Origin of the sequence: Methylorubrum subtropicum (assembly GCF_038442325.1) — a bacterium.
GTDB lineage: Bacteria > Pseudomonadota > Alphaproteobacteria > Rhizobiales > Beijerinckiaceae > Methylobacterium > Methylobacterium subtropicum.
The window spans coordinates 103081-120413 of the sequence record NZ_JBBXMW010000014.1 but is presented as its reverse complement, the minus strand read 5'-3'; the positions used below and the strand labels follow the sequence as shown (position 1 = coordinate 120413).

The 17333-nt window shown below is 69.4% G+C and carries 19 protein-coding genes and 2 tRNA genes; 14 read left to right on the top strand and 7 right to left on the bottom strand.

The annotated features are described in order from the left end of the window. Window positions 1–45: 45 nt before the first annotated feature. From AAHG03_RS19090 to AAHG03_RS19080, 3 genes are all read right to left on the bottom strand, one after another. Window positions 46–1293: an aminopeptidase gene (locus AAHG03_RS19090; RefSeq protein WP_342152440.1), complete on the bottom strand. Its 1248-nt coding sequence runs from the start codon at window positions 1291–1293 to the stop codon at window positions 46–48. Window positions 1294–1347: 54 nt separating this feature from the next. Beyond that, on the bottom strand, window positions 1348–1641 hold the full coding sequence (locus AAHG03_RS19085) for a DUF2218 domain-containing protein (protein ID WP_056246593.1): 294 nt from the start codon (window positions 1639–1641) through the stop codon (window positions 1348–1350). 467 nt (window positions 1642–2108) lie between these two features. Beyond that, the gene (locus tag AAHG03_RS19080) at window positions 2109–3557 is read right to left on the bottom strand and encodes an FAD-binding oxidoreductase (RefSeq protein WP_342152439.1); all 1449 of its coding nucleotides are present in this window, start codon (window positions 3555–3557) and stop codon (window positions 2109–2111) included. A gap of 171 nt (window positions 3558–3728) precedes the next feature. On the opposite strand from AAHG03_RS19080, the gene AAHG03_RS19075 reads away from it, so the two are divergent. The 9 genes from AAHG03_RS19075 to AAHG03_RS19035 all read left to right on the top strand — a co-directional run bounded on the left by AAHG03_RS19075 (window position 3729) and on the right by AAHG03_RS19035 (window position 7708). Then, entirely contained in the window at window positions 3729–4424 is a 696-nt protein-coding gene (locus AAHG03_RS19075; protein ID WP_342152438.1) for a fumarylacetoacetate hydrolase family protein, read from the top strand. A 27-nt stretch (window positions 4425–4451) separates the two neighbouring features. Continuing rightward, the gene (locus AAHG03_RS19070; protein ID WP_342152437.1) at window positions 4452–4925 is read left to right on the top strand and encodes an NUDIX domain-containing protein; all 474 of its coding nucleotides are present in this window, start codon (window positions 4452–4454) and stop codon (window positions 4923–4925) included. Window positions 4926–5033: 108 nt separating this feature from the next. Beyond that, window positions 5034–5108 (top strand) — tRNA-Gly (locus AAHG03_RS19065). Window positions 5109–5167: 59 nt separating this feature from the next. Further along, a tRNA-Gly gene (locus AAHG03_RS19060) sits at window positions 5168–5242 on the top strand. 208 nt (window positions 5243–5450) lie between these two features. Then, the gene (locus tag AAHG03_RS19055; RefSeq protein ID WP_342152436.1) at window positions 5451–5933 is read left to right on the top strand and encodes a hypothetical protein; all 483 of its coding nucleotides are present in this window, start codon (window positions 5451–5453) and stop codon (window positions 5931–5933) included. Between the two features lie 142 nt (window positions 5934–6075). After that, window positions 6076–6402: a RebB family R body protein gene (locus AAHG03_RS19050; protein WP_342152435.1), complete on the top strand. Its 327-nt coding sequence runs from the start codon at window positions 6076–6078 to the stop codon at window positions 6400–6402. Between the two features lie 69 nt (window positions 6403–6471). Then, a complete protein-coding gene (locus AAHG03_RS19045) occupies window positions 6472–6771 on the top strand; it encodes a hypothetical protein (RefSeq protein WP_342152433.1) in 300 nt (99 codons plus the stop codon). A gap of 67 nt (window positions 6772–6838) precedes the next feature. Further along, the gene (locus AAHG03_RS19040; protein WP_342152432.1) at window positions 6839–7309 is read left to right on the top strand and encodes a VOC family protein; all 471 of its coding nucleotides are present in this window, start codon (window positions 6839–6841) and stop codon (window positions 7307–7309) included. An 87-nt stretch (window positions 7310–7396) separates the two neighbouring features. After that, complete coding sequence (locus tag AAHG03_RS19035; RefSeq protein WP_056246297.1) at window positions 7397–7708, top strand: hypothetical protein; 312 nt, start codon at window positions 7397–7399, stop codon at window positions 7706–7708. A gap of 193 nt (window positions 7709–7901) precedes the next feature. On the opposite strand, the gene leuD is transcribed toward AAHG03_RS19035, so the two are convergent. Next, the gene (leuD, locus tag AAHG03_RS19030) at window positions 7902–8504 is read right to left on the bottom strand and encodes a 3-isopropylmalate dehydratase small subunit (protein WP_342152429.1); all 603 of its coding nucleotides are present in this window, start codon (window positions 8502–8504) and stop codon (window positions 7902–7904) included. A gap of 163 nt (window positions 8505–8667) precedes the next feature. On the opposite strand from leuD, the gene AAHG03_RS19025 reads away from it, so the two are divergent. Together AAHG03_RS19025 and AAHG03_RS19020 are read left to right on the top strand one after the other, a co-directional pair. Further along, window positions 8668–8844: a hypothetical protein gene (locus AAHG03_RS19025; protein WP_342152428.1), complete on the top strand. Its 177-nt coding sequence runs from the start codon at window positions 8668–8670 to the stop codon at window positions 8842–8844. A gap of 172 nt (window positions 8845–9016) precedes the next feature. Beyond that, window positions 9017–9508 carry a DUF3617 domain-containing protein gene (locus AAHG03_RS19020; protein WP_342152426.1) on the top strand — a complete coding sequence of 164 codons (492 nt, stop codon included), beginning with the start codon at window positions 9017–9019 and terminating at the stop codon, window positions 9506–9508. Here the strand turns inward: AAHG03_RS19020 and AAHG03_RS19015 are convergent. Together AAHG03_RS19015 and ccrA are read right to left on the bottom strand one after the other, a co-directional pair. After that, the gene (locus tag AAHG03_RS19015) at window positions 9505–9711 is read right to left on the bottom strand and encodes a hypothetical protein (RefSeq protein ID WP_342152425.1); all 207 of its coding nucleotides are present in this window, start codon (window positions 9709–9711) and stop codon (window positions 9505–9507) included. The genes AAHG03_RS19020 and AAHG03_RS19015 overlap by 4 nt on opposite strands. A 298-nt stretch (window positions 9712–10009) precedes the next feature. After that, window positions 10010–11308 carry a crotonyl-CoA carboxylase/reductase gene (gene ccrA, locus AAHG03_RS19010; RefSeq protein ID WP_342152424.1) on the bottom strand — a complete coding sequence of 433 codons (1299 nt, stop codon included), beginning with the start codon at window positions 11306–11308 and terminating at the stop codon, window positions 10010–10012. A gap of 467 nt (window positions 11309–11775) precedes the next feature. Here ccrA and AAHG03_RS19005 point away from each other — a divergent pair, with 467 nt between their 5' ends. The 3 genes from AAHG03_RS19005 (at window position 11776) to AAHG03_RS18995 (ending at window position 15464) form a co-directional block, all read left to right on the top strand. After that, window positions 11776–12177: a hypothetical protein gene (locus AAHG03_RS19005; RefSeq protein ID WP_342152422.1), complete on the top strand. Its 402-nt coding sequence runs from the start codon at window positions 11776–11778 to the stop codon at window positions 12175–12177. Between the two features lie 197 nt (window positions 12178–12374). Then, entirely contained in the window at window positions 12375–14456 is a 2082-nt protein-coding gene (locus tag AAHG03_RS19000; protein WP_342152421.1) for a protein meaA, read from the top strand. Between the two features lie 153 nt (window positions 14457–14609). Continuing rightward, window positions 14610–15464, top strand: coding sequence for a methyltransferase domain-containing protein (locus AAHG03_RS18995; protein WP_342152419.1), 855 nt, complete (start codon window positions 14610–14612; stop codon window positions 15462–15464). Window positions 15465–15665: 201 nt separating this feature from the next. Here AAHG03_RS18995 and AAHG03_RS18990 read toward each other — a convergent pair whose 3' ends face one another. Then, window positions 15666–17174 (bottom strand): carboxypeptidase M32, encoded by a 1509-nt coding sequence (locus AAHG03_RS18990; RefSeq protein WP_342152418.1) that lies wholly within the window; start codon window positions 17172–17174, stop codon window positions 15666–15668. Between the last annotated feature and the right edge of the window lie 159 nt (window positions 17175–17333).

Below are 17333 nucleotides of genomic sequence, written 5' to 3'. Positions count from 1 at the left end.
GCCGTTGCTTAAGCCAAACGCACCGCCGCGCGAAAGGGCGATCCTTCAGACCCACTCGCCCTTGCGCATCACCGGCACCGCCTCGCCGGTCGCGGTAAGGCCGTCGACGTCGATCTCGGCCGAGCCGATCATCCAATCGATGTGGATCAGGCTGCGGTTGGCGCCGCGCTCGGATAGGTCGGCCTCGCTCAGGCCCTCGCCGCCGTTGCGGAAGCACTTCGAATAGGCCTGCCCCAGCGCGATGTGGCTGGCGGCGTTCTCGTCGTAGAGCGTGTTGTAGAACAGGAGCCCCGAGGCCGAGATCGCGGAGGACGCCGGCACCAGGGCGACCTCGCCGAGGCGTGCGGCGCCCTCGTCGGTCTCCAGCACCTTGGCCAGCACGTCGGCGCCGGTGCGGGCGGTGGCCTCGACGATGCGGCCTTCCGCGAAGCGCACGCGGATGCCGTCGATCAGCGTGCCCTGGTAGGACAGCGGTTTGGTGCTGGTGACGGTCCCCTCCACCCGGTCCTTGTGCGGGGTGGTGAAGACCTCCTCGGTCGGGATGTTGGCGTTGCAGACGATGCCGTTCTTGGCCGTCGTCGCGCCGCCGCACCATTCATGGTCGTCGGCGAGCCCCACCGTCAGCTCGGTGCCGGGGCCGGTGAAGCGGAGCGCGGAGAAGCGGGCGGCGTTGAGCCGTTCGGTGCGGGCGCGGAGATCCGCGTTGTGCGCCTCCCAGGCCGCGACCGGGTCCGGCCCGTCGATGCGCGAGGCGGCGAACACCGCGTCCCACAACTTGGCCAGGGCCTCGTCCTCGGGCAGGTCGGGGAAGACGGTGCGGGCCCAGGGCTTGGTCGCCGCCGAGACGATGGTCCAGTTGGTGGAGAACCCGGCTATCAGTTCCAGCGCCGGCACGTAGGCGCGGGAGCGCGCCCGGTTGGCGCGGGCGACTTTGGCGGGGTCCTGGCCGGCGAGCAGCGAGGGGTCGTCGCCGGAGATGGCGAGCCGCGCGGCGCCGCTACGGTAGGCGTCGGCCATGCCCGCGTAGAGCCAGCCCGCGGCGTGGTCGAACGCCTCGTCGGGGGCGTGCGCGAAACGCGCGAGGGTGGCCGCGTCGTCCGCGTAAAAAGTCGTGACCAGCGAGGCGCCGGCCCGGTAGGCGTGCGCGGTGATGGCGCGGGCGAGCGGCACCGCGTCGAGGGGCGCCGTCATCACCAGTTCCTGGCCGGGCTTGAGCCCGAGGCCGACCCGGACCGCGACCTCGGCCAGCCTGTCGAGGCGCTCGGAGAAGGCGGGGAGGGGGGTGGCGGTCATCGTGGAGCCTTCCTTGCAGGTCGTCCCGATGCGCGCCGGCCCTCTAGAGCCGTGTCAGGCGGCGCGCGACCACGTGATCTCGCCCAGATTCTCCCGGAAGGCAAAGCGCAGAAGATGGTCCGAGACCACATTCTCCAGCCGTGTCAGGGCGGCGGGGTCGGGCGTGGCGACGCGCATCAGCAGGGCGTCGGCGCTCGCCTCGAAGGTGCAGATGCGATCCTCGCCGAAGGGCACGCGGCCGTGGTCCTCGCTCGTCTCGACCGGGAACTTGTGGCTCCAATGGCGGCAGAGCTGCTGCAGGTAGCGGCTCGCTTCCGCGGTCGGGACACGGGCCTGAGAGGTGGGCATGTCGATCTCCTTTCGGAATTTCTTGTCAGGACGGAGCGCTGGCGCGAGGCGCCGAACGCTCCGATGCGCCGCAGCGCAGCATGGGGATTGGGTAAGTGTGCCATGCGACGAAACCGAGGCGGGAAATCCCGCCGAGCATCGCCGTTCCAGGCGATTGTCGGGCCACATTGGTTAACGTTTCCGTCATCCGGGCCGCGTTTCCGGTTGCGCGCAAGGCTGATTCCCCACGCTTTCAGGGAGGATCATGCCGACTTCTTGTGCGATGCACAATGACCGGTGAAGTACGCAAGGCGGCCGGCGCAGGGCGGAGCGTGCGCGGCGTCACGCGATCGTCATGGGAAAACGCGGGCGTGCGAGCGCAGCGTTCCGGGAACGCGGCCTTCCGTCTCAGAGTGCTCACGAAACTCCCGTTCACCGCCGCTTCCTCTTCGGGAGAGACAGCGCGGCGGGAGTTTCGTGAGAGACACTCACACCGGCAGGGCGGGGGGCGGGTCGTCGGAGAGCGCCACGACCTTGCCGGGGTTGAGCAGATCGTGCGGGTCCAGGGCGGCCTTGAGGCGGCGCATCAGGTCGAGGCCGACCGGGTCGGCGGTGCGGGCGAGTTCGTCGCGCTTGATCAGGCCGACGCCGTGCTCGGCGGCGATCGAGCCGTCCATCCGCTCGACGATGCCGTGGACGATGTCGTTGAAGCGGGCCCATTCGGCCAGGAACGCCGCCTTGTCCATGTCGGCGGGCTGGGTGAGGTTGAAGTGGATGTTGCCGTCGCCGAAATGCCCGAACGGGCAGGGGCGCAGGCCCGGCATCGCCGCCATGCAGGCGGCCTCCGCCTCCTCCAGGAAGTCGGCGAGCCGGGACAGCGGCAACGACACGTCGTGCTTGATCGAGCCGCCTTCCGCCTTCTGCACCTCGGGCAGCAACTCGCGCAGGCGCCACAGGGCGGCGTCCTGGGCCGCGGAGCCGCCGATGGTGGCGTCCTCGACGAGGCCCGCCTCCATCGCTTCGCCCAGCAGTTCCTCCAACTCGGAGCGGGTGTCGGCGCCGGGACGCGGCGAGGACAGCTCGACCAGGGCATAGGCCGCGTGCTCGCCCTCCAGCGGCGCCCGCACGTCGATGCCGTGGCGCAGCACCATCTCCAGGCCGAAGCGGGGCATGTACTCGAAGGCGGTCAAGCCCCGATCGGCCCCGGCCCGCAGCCGCTCGAACAGGGCGAGCGCCGCCCGCGCCGAGGGCAGGCCGACGAAGCCGACGCTGCGCGACAGCACGCGGGGAAACAGCTTCAGGGTCGCGGCGGTGATGATGCCGAGCGTGCCCTCCGAGCCGATGAAGGCGTGCTTGAGATCGTAGCCGGCGTTGTTCTTGCGCAAAGCCTTCAGCCCGTTCCAGACCCGGCCGTCGGCCAGCACCACTTCGAGGCCGAGCACGAGGTCGCGGGCGTTGCCGTAGGCGAGCACGGCCAGCCCCCCGGCATTGGTGGCGATGCCGCCGCCGATCCGGGCCGAGCCCTCGGCCGCCCAGGACAGCGGAAACAGCATGCCGGCGTCGGCGGCCGCGGCCTGCACGTCGGCCAGCACCATGCCGGCCTCCACCGTCATGCTGGCGCCGAGCGGATCGACCGCGCGCAGGCGGTTGAGGCGGTTCAACGACAGCACGATCCCGCCGAACGGCACGCCGCCGCCGACGAGCCCGGTATTGCCGCCCTGCGCCGTCACCGGCACCCGCGCCTCGGCACAGCTTGCAACCGTGAACGCGACCTCCTCGGTGCTGCCCGGCTCGACGAGCGCCAGCGCGTGGCCGCGATAGAGCCCGCGCGATTCCACGAGATGCGGCTCCAGCGCCTCCGCGTCGGTCCGCACATGGCGCGCGCCGAGCCGCTCCGTGAGGGTGGCGATGAGGCGCGCGGAAGAAGTGTCGGACATCGGTGGGGCAGGGGGCTGAAGAACGGGCGGCGATGATAGGCCGCCCGCCCCGGTTTTGCACGGAGGTCCGCGGCACGCGAGGCGAACCTTCGCGGTTATCGTCAGCGGCGCGAAGCCGCGCGACCTGCGCTACACTCACCCGACACCAACGACCCGAGGCCGCCTGCCGCCATGCTGTCCGTGATCCCGAACCCGCCGCGCCCCGCCCTGCCGATCCACGGCAGCGAAGACCTGTTTCCGGTGCGCCGGGTCTACTGCGTCGGGCGCAATTACCGGGCGCATGCCCGCGAGATGGGCGCCGACGAGCGCGACCCGCCGTTCTTCTTCCTCAAGCCCGCCGACACGCTGCAGGTGATCCCGGAAGGCGAGACCGCCGAGCATCTATATCCGCCGCGCACCGAAAACTACCACTTCGAGGTGGAGCTGGTGGCCGCGCTCGGTCGCGGCGGGCGCGACATCCCGGTCGAGACCGCGGGCACCCATGTCTACGGCTACGCGGTCGGCCTCGACATGACCCGGCGCGACCTGCAGGACGAGGCCAAGCGCCTGTCGCGCCCCTGGGAGATGGGCAAGGCCGCCGACCTCTCGGCGCCCGTCGGCCCGCTCTACCCGGCGGGCGACATCGGCCACCCGAAATCGGGGGCGATCACCCTCGACTGCGACGGGGTCGAGCGCCAGCGCGGCGACCTGTCCGAGATGATCTGGTCGATCCCTGAGCAGGTGGCTTTGCTCTCGACCTATTTCGAGTTGCATCCGGGCGACCTGATCTTCACCGGCACCCCGTCCGGCGTCGGGCCGGTGACGCGGGGGCAGACGCTGCATGCTCGGATCGAGGGCGTCGGAAGCCTCAGGCTGACGGTCGCCTGAGGGCGGCGCAAGGGGTAGAGACGGACCATGTTCAGTCTCGACCGCCCCTGGCTCTACGGCCTCGTCATGCGCGCCGGCCTCCTCACCCGCGGCATGACGCTGGGGGTGCGGGGCGTGGCGATCGACGGGCAGCGCCGCGTCTGCCTCATCCGCCACACCTACGTCGCCGGCTGGCACCTGCCCGGCGGCGGGATCGATCCCGGCGAGAGCGCCCCCGCGGCGATGCGCCGGGAGTTCCGCGAGGAGGCCGAGATCGTGATCGATCCCGGCGCGCCGCTGCGGCTGCACGGCTTCTTCCTCAACGCGCGGGCGCCCCGGCGCGACCACATCGCGGTCTACGTCGCCCCCACCTTCACGGTGACGGCGCCGAAGCGGCCCGACCGCGAGATCGCCGAATGCGGCTTCTTCCCCCTCGACGCGCTGCCGCCCGACACTACGCGGGCGACCCGCGCCCGGCTCGACGAAATCCGCGAAGGAAGCCCCCCGGCGGAGGCATGGTGAGCCCGCCAACGAAAAGGCGAAGTTCACGCTTGCACCGTGGGTCGGAATGGTGTTTAGAACGCCCACCGACGGCGCGGCCCACGGGCGGCGGCGGACGAGATGAGACGAGCGGGTGTAGCTCAGGGGTAGAGCACAACCTTGCCAAGGTTGGGGTCGAGGGTTCGAATCCCTTCGCCCGCTCCAGTCTCTCTCATCGGTTTTTCACGGGAGTGAACCCAAGGGTTTGCGGTTCGTGACAGTGAGCGGGTGTAGCTCAGGGGTAGAGCACAACCTTGCCAAGGTTGGGGTCGAGGGTTCGAATCCCTTCGCCCGCTCCAGTTTCTACAGCATGATCTTCACGGTTTCGGGTGTGCGCACGGTTTGCGCCTTGCCTGAACGCGGCTTTGCAGTCTACGACCGTCGAGACGCGGGTTATCCGGCGAGTCGCCCATTCGCGACCGAGCGAAGCCCGGTTCTGTTTCGTTAAGATCGCGTCTCTATCCTCATCGTGTCGGCCGGACAGCTCCGGCCTGGAAGTCCTGCCACATGCGCAATGTTTCTCGACGGTCCTTTACCGTCGAAGTCAAATCGACGGGCCGCCGCGCCTCGACGATCATCCCGACCCGTGTCGCCGCCGCCCCGGCGCCCGTTCCGCAAACCCTGTTTTCGCCCGCCGCCGCCCCGCGCGAGCCGGCCGCCGAGAAGCGCCGCGTCCTGCCGAACCTGATCGAGCCGGAAGTGCCGGAGATCGAGACTGCCCCGCCGCCGGTCGCCGAGGACGCCCCGCCGCGCCGCCCCCGCGGGCGCCCGCGCAAGCATCCGCTCCCGGTAAACGCGCTTCCGATGAGCCCGCTGCCGGTCGCCCGCGCGGCGATCGTCGCGCCGGAGCCGGTCGTCGTCGCGGCCCCGCCGCCCGTCGAAGCCGCGGCCCCCGCCCCCGCGCCGCGCAAGCGCAAGGAGATGCCGGGCGCCGAGTTGCCCCGCGGCGAGCGCTGGAAGACCCGGCGCCTCGGGCGCTGGAGCCGGTAGTCGAGCCGGAACGGAACGATCCGAGCGAGTCAGGTCACGGGCCGTTGACGCTACGGCCAACAGGAGTGGTGTGCGGGCAAGGTTCCGTAAACCGGTGGTGGCAGTCTCACAGTGCCAACCACCGAAGCGGAGCGCACCGACCATGGCCTTCCCGACCGCCGTCAACGATCAGATCACCGATGCCGTCACGCAGTCGAACGTGAAGGTCATCGGTGAGGCGCCAGCTTTCGCGATGGCCTCCATCTACCAGAGCTTGGCGCACTCGACCGGTATCCTGTTCGAGAACGCGGTAGCCGCCCAGCAGCAGCAGAACACCCTGGCGCAGGCAGCCGCCAACCAGGGCGTGATGCAGCTTTACGCGGTGGATACGGCCGCTACGGCCGGAGCGACCGAGAAGGTCGCCCAGGGCGGCGTCAGCGACAACCTCACCTCGCTGCTCACGGTTCTCAACAGCTTCAAGCAAGGATAAGCCGCACTTGCGGTGACGAACGGCCGGCTGCCGCGTTGTCGGCTTCGACCGACCAACCGGAGCCGTTCCATGCCCGCCCGCGCCGCCGCGCTCGCCCTGCTGTGTCTCGCGTTTGGCCCGGAGGCCAGGGCCGCGGCCTTCGACGACCTCAAGGCCGACCTCGCCGTCTGCCTGCGGTTCGAACTCGACGGGGCGCGGGCCCGGCGCGCCGGGGCGGGCGAGGCGGTGAGCCGATGCGCCGTCGAGATCGAGCGGCTGGACCGGGCCGACCCGCGCCGCCTGCCCGGCGACCGCGGCCTCAGCCCTTCGACCCGCAGCGTGCTCCAGAGCGTGCTCGGCTCGAACAAGCGCACCGGCTCGGCACGCTGAACGGCGGATTTGGTCCCTCGCGCAATCCGGCTATCCTCGCGCCATCACCCAGCAGCGAGGACGTGCCATGAAGGTCAGCACCTGCCTCTGGTTCGAGCGGGACGCGCAAGCCGCGGTCGAGCGCTACGTCGCGCTCATCCCCGACTCGCGCATCGACCACGTCCAGCGCGCGCCGGGCCCGTGGCCGGCGGGGCAGACCGGCGACGTGCTGATGATCGCCTTCACGCTCGGCGGACAGAGTTTTCAGGCGCTCAACGGCGGCATACGGGCCGAGTACGGCACCGCCGCCTCGATCTCGGTGCCGTGCGCCGATCAGGCCGAGGTCGATCGCCTGTGGGCGGCGCTGACGGAGGGCGGGTCCGAAATCGCCTGCGGCTGGCTGCGTGATCGCTGGGGCGTGCCCTGGCAGATCTTTCCCGAAATCCTGCCGCGCCTGCTCGCCGACCCCGATCCGGGGGTCGCGGCCCGCGTCTTCACCGCCATGCAGGGGATGGTGAAGATCGACGTCGCCGCGCTGGAGCGCGCCGCTGCCGGATGAGGACAATCCGAAAAGACCCGCTCTAACGATTGGCTCACCTTAACCAGATAGCCTGCGCAGGCTCGTATCCGGAGGGACACGTCAACCATGAGCAGCGGCATCCATTCCTCGCCCGCGCGGCTGTCGGAGGTCTCGCGCCTCGCCACCCTGCTGGCCGACCAAGCGCTCGACGCGCAGATCGAGCGCCGGCCGATCCCCGACCTGCAACTGCGCGCCCTCGTCGAGGCCGCCGAGCTGCTCGACGCCTACGGGCAGGCGCTGCCGCCACTGCTGGGGCAGGTCATGCACGAGATCAACACGGAGCGGGCCGACGCCAAGCAGGCCCGCCGCGACGACGAGATCGGGCGGCTGGCCTGGATGCTGCGCCCGTTCCGCAGCAAGCCGAACGAGCGGCACTGAGCCGTTTTCTTCGATTATCCGCCGTCATTCCGGGGCTCGCCGAAGGCGAGAACCCGGAATCCACGACTGGCCGCGTCCTCGTGTGAGGCCGCGCATCACGGGTGGATTGCACGCCTCCGGCGCGCCCCTCCCGGTCCGGGTTCCGCTGCGCGGCCCCGGAATGACGGGGGAGGATATCGGGTGGGCAGGGCGCTCAGGCCCATTCCCGCTGGGCGAGCTTCGCCTCGAAATCCGCGATGGCCGGGGCGCGCTCCAGGGTCAGGCCGATCTCGTCGAGGCCGTTGAGCAGGTTGTGCTTGCGGCCCTCGTCGATGTCGAAATGCAGCGTGCCGCCGTCCGGGCCCTTGATGGTCTGAGCGGCGAGATCGATCGTCAGCGTCGCGTTGGCGCCGCGCTCGGCATCCTGGAACAGCTTTTCGAGGTCTTCGGCCGAGACGACGATCGCCAGGATGCCGTTCTTGGCGCAGTTGTTGAAGAAGATGTCGGCGAAGCTCGTCGAGATGACGCAGCGGATGCCGAAATCGGCCAGGGCCCAGGGCGCGTGCTCGCGCGACGAGCCGCAGCCGAAATTGTCCCCGACGACGAGGATCTTGGCGTTGCGGTAGGCCGGCTGGTTGAGGACGAAATCGGGTTTCTCCGAGCCGTCGTCGTTGTAGCGCATCTCCGAGAACAGGCCGGTGCCGAGCCCGGTGCGCTTGATCGTCTTGAGATACTGCTTCGGGATGATCCGGTCGGTGTCGACGTTGATGATCCGCATGGGCGCGGCGACGCCCTCAAGGGTCGTGAACTTTTCCATGGCTCGTCTCGATACCGTCGCGCGGAAGAGGTATGCTGGCCCCATTCCGATGTCCGGCGCGTTCTAGCAGCGGGGCCGCCGCGCCGGAAGGCGTCGCCCATGCGCGCCCCGGCCTTCAGCTCCGCCTCGTCCGCGCCGTCCAGCGAGGGGGAAGCCGCACGACATGGCCGATACGTCCGACACCTTCAAGAAGGCGCCCAAGCGCAAGCCCTCCAAGGGCAAGAGCGTGGCGGTGTCGCCCGAGATGCGGCAGGCTTATGCCGACCTCATCAAGGAGCGCGAGTCCAAGCAGGAGACCTACGGGCGCCACCTGCCGCAGGATCCGACGCGGGGCCGCTGACGCTCGGTCGGTGGGGCCGGAGGCTATTCGATCGTAAAGCCGCCATCCGCGCAGCCTATCGGAGCGACGGCACCCGTATCGCCCCGACTCGTCCAGGCTTGTGACGCGACACGGCCTTGGTTACCCCTCGGTCCCGCAGCGGTCTTTGCGCCGCGTCGACCCAGGAGAGCCCGTGCCCGTTCGTCTCATCGGTATCGCCGTCGCCCTGTCCGCCGTCTCGACGCTCGCCGCAGCGGAGACGATGCCGGCCCGCAAGGCCGGCCTGTGGGAGAGCAAGACGAGCACGGCCGAGGGCAACGTCACCGCCCGTCAGTGCATCGATTCCAACACCGATCAGTTCGCCCAAGGCGCCTTCGGGGCGGGACAGAACTGCACCAAGAACACCATGACCAAGACGAGCGCCGGCTACGAGGGCGCGAGCGAGTGCAAGCTCGGCACGATCCAGGCCGCGGCCAGAAGCGTCATCACCGGCGACTTCGACAGCAAGATCCACATGGTGGTGGACACGACGCTGACCGGCATGCCGGGCGCGAAAGCGCCGGTGCAGCGCCAGATGGTGATCGACGCGACCTATATCGGCCCCTGCGAGGCCGGCCAGAGCCCCGGGGACATCATCCTGCCCGACGGCAAGGTGGTGAAGATGCCGGCACCTGCGACCCGCTAACGGCGGGATACGCCGTAAAGCACGGCCGAGAGCGCGACGCCTAACGGCAGCCAGAAATGGAGCAGGCCGGTGCCGCTCCAAACGGTGAAGCGCTCCCGGCAGCCGGTGGTGTTCATCGCGCAGCCGAGTGGGACGAGGAAGAAGAACCACGCGAAGGTCGCGGCGGCCAGGAGCAGGCCGAAGGCGAGCGATGCGGTCTTCATAGCCGTTCTCTTCGAATGGGTGAGCCGGGCGCGGATCACGCCCCGGCGAACCAGCGTTTCCCACCCAACCCCCTCATCCTGAGGTGCGTAGCCGAAGGCGGAGCCTCGAAGGAGGGCTCCAAGGATCGCGCGGCCGGCTGGAGCCCTCCTTCGAGGCCCGCCGAGGCGGGCACCTCAGGATGAGGGGGATGGGTGGGAGCAACGAGGCTCCGAGACGCATGAAGCCGCCGACCCGGCAGGATCGGCGGCTTCGTCTTCGCAAGGGCGCGGCGGAGCGATCACGCCCCGCCGCCACGCCTCACATGGCCTTGAGCGGCCCGGCCTCGATCACATCCTCGACGGTGCGCAGGCCGGCGCGGGTGGAGTTCACGAGCACCGCCATGTTGCCCGGCGGGTGCTGGTTCTTCCACATCTTGGTGTGGGCGGCCGGGATCTTGTCCCAGGGCAGCACCTCGCTCATGCACGGGTCGATGCGCCGGTCGATCACGAACTGGTTCGCGGCCGAGGCCTGCTTGAGATGGGCAAAGTGCGAGCCCTGGATGCGCTTCTGGCGCATCCAGACGTAGCGGGCGTCGAAGGTGATGTTGAAGCCGGTGGTGCCGGCGCAGAACACGATCATGCCGCCGCGCTTGGCCACCAGCGTCGAGACCGGGAAGGTCGACTCGCCCGGATGCTCGAACACGATGTCGACGTCGTTGCCCTTGCCGGTGATGTCCCAGATCGCCTTGCCGAACTTCCGGGCTTCCTTGAGCCACTCGTTGTACTCGGGCGAGTTCACCTTCGGCAGCTGGCCCCAGCAGTTGAAGTCCTTGCGGTTGATGACGCCCTTGGCGCCCAAGGACATCACGTAGTCGCGCTTGGAATCGTCCGAGATCACCGCGATGGCGTTGGCGCCGCTCGCTGCGCAGAGCTGCACCGCGAACACGCCGAGACCGCCGGAGGCGCCCCAGACCAGCACGTTCTGGCCCGGACGTACCGTGTGCGGGGCGTGGCCGAACAGCATGCGGTAGGCGGTGGCGAGCGTCAGCGTGTAGCAGGCGGCCTCTTCCCAGGTGAGGTGCTGGGGGCGCTTCATCAGCTGGCGCGACTGCACCCGGCAGAACTGCGCGAACGAGCCGTCGCCCGTCTCGTAGCCCCAGATGCGCTGCGTCGGCGAGAACATCGGATCGCCTCCGTTGCACTCCTCGTCGTCGCCGTCGTCGCGGTTGCAGTGGACGATGACCTCGTCGCCGACCTTCCAGCGCTTCACCTTGGCGCCGACCTTCCAGACGATGCCCGAGGCGTCGGAGCCGGCGATGTGGTACTCGCCCTTGTGCACGTCGAACGGCGAGATCGGCTCGCCCAGGCCCGCCCAGACGCCGTTGTAGTTCACGCCCGCGGCCATGACGTAGACCAGCACCTCGTCGTCGCCGATGTCCCACACCGGCAGGACTTCGAGCTGGTGCGACTGCTCCGGCGGCCCGTGGCGCTCGCGGCGGATCGCCCAGGCGTACATCTTGGCCGGCACGTGGCCGAGCGGCGGGATCTCGCCGAGTTCGTAAAGGTCCTTGGCTTCCGCCGTCTGCCCGGTCCAGGCCGGCGCTGCGCTCTCCGCCATCGTGGCACTCCCTAGTCTGTCGCTAGCTGTTGTGTCGCTGGTCCGCCGGGCAAGCGCCACGGCGAACTTGGCTGAAGCTATATGCATGACGGTTCAGGCCTTCCAAGTGGCCAAAAAGACGAGGTTTCGTCGGCACCGCACAAAAAATAGGCTGCGGCCTACACCGACCCCTCTGAATGCAAAATAATCTTTTGTTGGCCTTCGAAACGGCGTCGGCGGCTTCGGCCGGAGCCTGAATCGAGGCTGGCGAGCCTCGCCTCCGCCCGCGCCGGGCGAGGCGGACGCACACCCACCGATGCCCCTCGCGGTAGTAATTTCGGAGATAATCTCGAAAATAATTCCTGATCTACGCGGATTAAAATCGACCACTACTCTCGTGACTAAACGCACATCTTCGAAAAAATCGCTCAATGAAGATGCGGTTGCTGTTCGTTTGATCAGCATCTGGTACTTTTCGGAGCAGAACCTTGCCGCGCTTTCTCACCCTCGCCTCGCTCTCCCTCGCTTTCGTCGCCGCCACGGCCCTGCCGGCCGAGGCGCGGCCGGCCGCCGGTCAGGACCGGCGCCCGTCCCCGACGCTCGTGAAGAAGAACAAGACGCCCAAGCCCGCCTCGCACTGGTCGAGCATCGCGCCCGATGTCGATCGGGTCGGCGCGCTGCCCGCGGCGGGCCGGATCGTCGCCGGCCCGGTGGTCGGCGGCATGCCGACGATGCCGTTCCCCGGCTGGGGCGGCGGGCAGCGTTGCGACATCGTCGTGAAGCGCCCCGGCGGCAACCCGACCCAGGACATGACCGGCTCGATCGGCCACGCCAAGAGCCACCAGAGCAACGGCGGCGCGGGCCGGATGCGCGTCTGCGGCGGGCGCTGAACCGAGACGGGGCCCATCCCGCGCGGGATGGGCCCAATCACAAATTCTCCTTCACCGACTCGTCAAGTTTTCCTCAAGGCTTAGGGCTCGCCCTCGACCTTTCTCCCAGATGACGGGCCGCCCCAGCTTCGCTACGGTACCGCCCAGAATGCGCGCACGGCGCGCGAACCAGAATGACGTCGAGGGAGTCGAGCCGGATGAGCGCCACCGCCAGCGTCGCCGAGACCAAGCAGGACCAACCCGCCCGCGACAAGCCGTGGCTGATCCGGACCTATGCCGGCCACTCGAACGCGGCGGAATCGAACAAGCTCTACCGCGGCAACCTCGCCAAGGGGCAGACCGGCCTCTCGGTCGCCTTTGATCTGCCGACCCAGACCGGCTACGACCCGGACGACGAACTCGCCCGCGGCGAGGTCGGCAAGGTCGGCGTCTCGGTGGCGCATCTGGGCGACATGCGGACCCTGTTCGACCAGATCCCGCTGGCGCAGATGAACACCTCGATGACGATCAACGCCACGGCGCCGTGGCTGCTGTCGCTCTATCTCGCGGTCGCCGAGGAGCAGGGCGCGCCGATCTCGGCGCTGCAAGGCACCACGCAGAACGACATCATCAAGGAATATCTCTCGCGCGGGACCTACGTGTTCCCGCCCGCGCCCTCGCTGCGGCTCACCAAGGACGTGATCCTGTTCACGACCAAGGAAGTGCCGAAGTGGAACCCGATGAACGTCTGCTCCTACCATCTGCAGGAGGCGGGGGCGACGCCGGTGCAGGAGCTGTCCTACGCGCTGGCCATCGCCATGGCGGTGCTCGACACCGTGCGCGACGATCCCGATTTCGACGAGGCCAACTTCTCGAACGTGTTCAGCCGCATCTCGTTCTTCGTGAACGCAGGGATGCGGTTCGTCACCGAGATCTGCAAGATGCGGGCTTTCGCCGAATTGTGGGACGAGATCGCACAGGAACGCTACGGCATCACCGACGCCAAGAAGCGCATCTTTCGCTACGGCGTGCAGGTCAACAGCCTCGGCCTGACCGAGCAGCAGCCCGAGAACAACGTCCACCGTATCCTGATCGAGATGCTGGCCGTGACGCTCTCCAAGCGCGCCCGCGCCCGCGCGGTGCAGCTCCCGGCCTGGAACGAGGCGCTCGGCCTGCCGCGCCCCTGGGACCAGCAATGGTCGATGCGGATGCAGCAAATCCTCGCCTTCGAGACCGATCTCCTCGAATACGACGACATCTTCGACGGCTCGAAGGTGATCGAGGCCCGCGTCGAGGCGCTCAAGGAGCAGACCCGCGCCGAGTTGAAGCGCATCGCCGAACTCGGCGGCGCCGTCACCGCCGTCGAGGCGGGCGAGCTGAAGCGCGCGCTGGTGGAGTCGAACGCCAAGCGCATCGCCGCGATCGAGCGCGGCGAGCAGATCGTGGTCGGCGTCAACAAGTGGCAGAACGGCGAGCCCTCGCCGCTGACGGCCGGGGAGGGCGCGATCTTCACCGTCTCCGAGACGGTCGAGATGGAGGCCGAGGCCCGCATCCGCGAGTGGCGCGCCAAGCGCGACGACCGGGCGGTGGGCCAAGCGCTGGACGACCTCGAAGCCGCCGCGCGCTCGGGCGCCAACATCATGCCGGTCTCGATCGCCGCCGCGAAGGCCGGCGTGACGACGGGCGAGTGGGGCGGGCGCCTGCGCCAGGTTTTCGGCGAGTACCGCGCGCCGACCGGCGTCACCCTTCAAACGGTGTCGTCCGGCGCGGCGGAAGAAGCCAAACTCCTCATCGCCGATCTCGGCGAGCGCCTCGGCGAGACCCCAAAACTCGTCGTCGGCAAGCCGGGCCTCGACGGCCACTCCAACGGCGCCGAGCAGATCGCCTTGCGCGCCCGCGATGTGGGCTTCGACGTGACCTATGACGGCATCCGCCAGACCCCGACCGAGATCGTCGCCAAGGCGGTCGAGCGCGGCGCCCACGTCATCGGCCTGTCGGTGCTGTCGGGCTCGCACGTGCCGCTGGTGCGCGAGGTGAAGGCGAAGCTGCGCGAGGCCGGGCTCGACCACGTGCCGGTGGTCGTCGGCGGCATCATCTCGCCCGAGGATGAGCTGGTGCTCAAGAATATGGGCGTCACCGCCGTCTACACCCCGAAGGACTACGAGCTCGACAAGATCATGGTCGGCCTCGCCAAGGTGGTGGAAAAGGCCCTCGACAAGCGCGCCGCCGACAAGGCGGACGCCGCCGCCGGCGTGCCGGGCGCCCCGAAGAGCGACGGGAACGCCGCTCAGGTGTTCTAAACCACACCGACGGCTCAAGATCGGTCGATCTCCTCCCCAAGTGCGGGGAGGAGGGAGGAGGGGGGTCCTCGACGCTTACGGCCGCGGGCCGGGTGCGATCCCGCTGACCCCTGCTATAAGGCGGCCCCCGCTCCGACACCGCAACGAACCGCCATGCTGCTCAACCAAGTCCTGTCGGTCGCGCGCACGGAAGGCGTCGGCGGGCTGCTGCATCGGGTCGGCAGCCGGCTCGTCGGCGCGCGCGCCCGCAGCTTCCGGGCGTATGAGGGGCGTTTTTCCGGGCGGCGCGCCCTGGAGATCGGCGGCCCGAGCGCCTGCTTCCGGGCGCGCGGCTATTTTCCGGTCTATCCGCTTCTCGCGGGCGTCGACAATTGCAACTTCGCCAAGACGACGATCTGGGAAGGCGCGATCGATGCGGGCGAGGGCTTCCACACCGATCCGGGTCGCCCGCCCGGCCGCCAGTTCATCGCCGAGGCGACCGATCTGAGCGCGGTGCCCGCGGGCGCCTACGAGGTGGTGCTGTCGTCCCACACCATCGAGCATACGGCCAACCCCCTGAAGGCGCTGGCGGAATGGCGCCGTGTCCTCACCCCGGACGGCCTGCTAGTGCTGATCGCCCCCCACAAGGACCGCACCTTCGACCATCGCCGTCCGGTGACGCGGCTCGATCACCTGATCGCCGACCGCGAGGCCGGGACCGGTGAGGACGACCGGACGCACCTCGCCGAAATCCTCGCCCTGCACGATCTCGGCCGCGATCCCGGTGTCGGCTCACGCGAAAAGTTCGCCCGGCGTTCCCAGGACAACCTCACCCACCGGGCCCTGCACCACCACGTGTTCGACACGGGGCTGGCCGAGGCGATGCTGATCGAGGCGGGGTTCCGGCCGCTCGCGGTCGAGGCGCGGCGGCCCTACAACATCGTCATCGTGGCGCAGAAGGCGGACGGCCGACCCGACGCCCCGCCACCGCTGCGGTTCTCCAGCCCGTTCCCCTCGGACCGGCGCTGAATCTCGAAAGAGTTCAACCCGGCTCCGCGCGATCGAGCCGATCCGACCCTGCGGCTGATCCCACCCTCACCCTCATCCTGAGGTGCCGCGAAGCGGCCTCGAAGGAGGCCTCCAGAAGTCTCAGCGATCCGCTGGAGCCCTCCTTCGAGGCTGCGCTTCGCTCCGCACCTCAGGATGAGGGGATTGGGTGGGTTGAGCCGGTCACACGGGCTCTTGCGCCTCCCCGAGATAGCGCCGCCGCAGATGCGCCAGGAAGTCGGCGGTGCCGAGCGGGCGGCCGGTGGCGGCGACCAGCAGGTCGTCGGTCTCCATCAGGCTCGCGCGGGCGTGGACGTTCGTGCGCAGCCAGCCGAGCAACGGTGAGAAGTCGCCGCGGGCGAGGCCGGGCCGGATCTCCGGCACCGCTTCGTTGGCGGCAGCAAACAGCTGGGCGGCGGCGAGCGCGCCGAGGGTGTAGGTCGGGAAATAGCCGAAGCTGCCGCCGGGCCAGTGGATGTCCTGAAGGCAGCCGAGGCGGTCGCTCGGCACGGTGAGGCCGAGCAACTCCTTCATCCCGGCATCGAACGCGCCGGGCAAGTCGGCCACCGCGAGGTCGCCCGCGATCATCGCGGTCTCCAGGCGGTAGCGCAGCAGGACGTGGGCCGGATAGGTCACCTCGTCGGCGTCCACCCGGATGAAGCCCGGCTCGACCCGCGTGTAGAGCCGGTGCAGGTTCTCGGCCGTCCAGGCCGGGCCGTGGCCTCCGAAGGACGCGCGTAAAGCAGGGGCGAGGTACTCACAAAAATCGAGGCCGCGGCAGGCCTGCATCTCGATGAGCAGCGACTGGCTCTCGTGCAGGCTCATGCCGCGGGCGAGCCCCACCGGCTGGTGGCGCCACGCGGCCGGGCGGCCCTGCTCGTAGAGGGCATGGCCGGTCTCGTGCAGCACGCCCATCAGGGCGCCGGTCACGGCGGCCTCATCGTAGCGGGTGGTGATGCGCACATCGTCGGTGGCGCCGCCGCAGAACGGGTGCAGGCTGACATCGAGCCGCCCGCGGGAGAAGTCGAAGCCCGCCGCCCGCATCAGCGTCAGCCCGAGTTCCCGCTGGGTCGCCACCGGGAAGGGGCCGGGCAGCGGCAGCGGCGGCGCCTCGGTGGCCTGCCGCTCGCGCACTTCCACGACGAGATCGGGCAGCACGGCGCGCAACTCCGCAAACAGCGGATCGATGCGGGCCCGGCGCATGCCCGGATCGTAGCCGTCGAGCAGGGCGTCGTAGGGCGAGAGCCCGAGCACCGCCCCCTTGGCCTCGCCGACGAGGCGCTGGAGCCGCAGCACTTCCGTCAGGTGCGGCCTGAGCTTGGCGAAGTCGGATTCGGCACGGGCCTCACGCCAGACCATCTCGCAGCGGGTCGCGGCCTTGGAGGCCGCGGCGACGAGATCGCCCGGCACGGCCGCCGCATGGACATAGGCCCGGCGCATCTCGCGCAGGTTCGCCCGCTCCCACTCGCCGAGGCTTTTGGCATCGGCCTCGGCCGCATCGAGCCGCTCCAAGGTGCGCGGATCGGTCAGGATCTCGTGCGACAGCAACTTGAGGGTCGCCATCTGTTCGCCGCGGGTGTCGGCGGCGCCGTCGGGCATCTGGGTCTGGGTGTCCCAGCCGAGGATGCCGCCGGCATCGTCGAGGGCGCCGAGGCGGGCGAAGGTCGCCGCGAGGGTGGTGTAGGCCTGCATGGGCTTCTCAGGTTCTTGTGTGCGCTGAGCCCGATCTAAGAGCCGAGACCGGAGCGAGGCAATCCGGGGAGGGCGGTCCCGCCGTCGCGCCTGCCGCGTCGGCCAGGGTGAACCAAATGCGTCCGGCAAAAACCCCCGGTTAAGGCTAAGCGCCTATCA